Annotated in this window: 1 protein-coding gene and 1 pseudogene; both read right to left on the bottom strand. The window is 74.3% G+C overall.

Going from position 1 to position 1,585, the window contains the following annotated elements; genetic code table 11:
- Positions 1-1,188: sialidase family protein (locus H5J30_RS32220; RefSeq protein WP_181791171.1), on the bottom strand; the 1,188-nt coding region annotated here is incomplete at its 3' end.
- A gap of 173 nt (positions 1,189-1,361) precedes the next feature.
- Positions 1,362-1,585: pseudogene (locus H5J30_RS32215) on the bottom strand (hypothetical protein); the annotation flags it as partial.

The following is a 1,585-nucleotide window of genomic DNA, read 5'->3' as shown; positions in this document are numbered from 1 at the left end:
GGGGTGCCGCCCGCGGCAGTCGGCGCCGAGCCAGGTGTCGTCGAAGCGGGCGAAGGTGATCGTGCGGTACGGGCCGCTCTCGTAGAGCAGCCCGAAGGTCCCGTCGTTCAGCCGGGCCAGGGTGGAGTACGCGGCTTCGCCGGGCTCCACGACCCGCGAGACGGGCCAGCTCCGCCCGTCGTCGCAGGACATCCGCACGGTGAGGTTGCGCCGGGCGGTGGTGCTCGCCGTGTTGCTGAACAGCAGCCAGTGCGCCCGCGGGGCGGTGCGCGGGGCGTCGGCGTCGTAGCGCAGGATGGCCGCGTTGTTCGTCGGGTCGATCAGCTCGTCGTCCGGTACGGGCGTGCCGTAGGTGATGCCGCCGTCGTCGGAGTACGCGACCAGGCGCGTGTCGGCGCTCGCGGTGCGGCTGTTGAGCATGACGCGCCCGTCGGCCAGCTCGACGGTCTTGTTCTCGTCCATGAGCGGCCCGACCGGCTCGCCCGCCCGCCACGTCGCGCCGTGGTCGTCGCTGTACGCGCTGACGGCCCGGATGCCGCCGTCGGCACCGCGGTACGCGTACTGCTGGAGCAGGCGGCCGGAGGAGAGCTGGATGCCGGTGCCGGAGGAGGCGAACATGCCCAGCCAGGACGGGTCCTTGATGTCCTCGGTGATGCGGCGCTGGCGCCAGGTGCGGCCGCCGTTGTCGGAGTAGCTGTAGTCGGCGTGCAGGGTCGTGGTGGAGTCGTCGGCGTTGCCGGGGCCGGAGTTGGAGAAGCCGATGCCCTTCGGGCCGTAGGCGTGGAAGAGGAAGACGCGGCCGGTGTCGCGGTCGACGATGAGGCTGGGGTCGCCGGCGCCCACCCCGCCGCCGTAGTCGGCGACGACCTGCGGGGCACTCCAGGTGCGGCCCTTGTCGGTGCTGCGCCGGACCATGACGTCGAGGTCGCAGGGCAGGTCGGCGGCGCTGTCGTTGCGGCGGTCGTATGCGGCGACGAGCGTGCCGTCGGGGAGCACGTCGAGGGCGGGGATGCGGTACGTGTGCGCGCCGTCGCCGGAGACGGCCAGGTCGGTGGTCTCGAAGAGCGCGGGGCGGGCCGCGGGTGCCGGGTCGCGGCCCTCCCGGGCGGCGGCCGGGGCGAAGCCGCCGGCGAGGACGGAGCCGGCCGCGAGGAGCGCGGCGAGCTTGGCGGACAGGGTGGTTCGCACGGGATACCTCCACTTCGGGGCGGAGGCATCGGACATCAGACGTCCGGAATGTAAGGGCTGCGGTGCGGGGCGTCAACGGGCCGCGTACGATCGTTCGCGCCGCACCGCCTGCCGCACCGCCTGCCGCACCGCCTGCCGTATGCGAGCCGCGTGCCCGCCGCACGCCCGTCCGGCTAGCGGCGCTTGAACTTGCGCACCAGCCGCCCCCAGGTGCCCAGCCGCAGCGCCTCGTACCTCGCGAACCGCTCCCGGTCCGCCGGCTCGGCGACGTCGTCGAAGACGGCCCGCGCCTCCGTGCGGAGCACCGGGTCCTCGTGCAGCATCAGCACGAACAGCCTGCCCTCGCGGTGCAGGGCGCGCAGCGCGCCGGCGCGGCCGGGCGGGTACGACGTGAGCC

It is taken from the genome of Streptomyces phytophilus (genome assembly GCF_013870535.1).
Classification (GTDB): domain Bacteria; phylum Actinomycetota; class Actinomycetes; order Streptomycetales; family Streptomycetaceae; genus Streptomyces; species Streptomyces phytophilus.
This window is presented reverse-complemented; position numbering and strand designations above follow the sequence as displayed.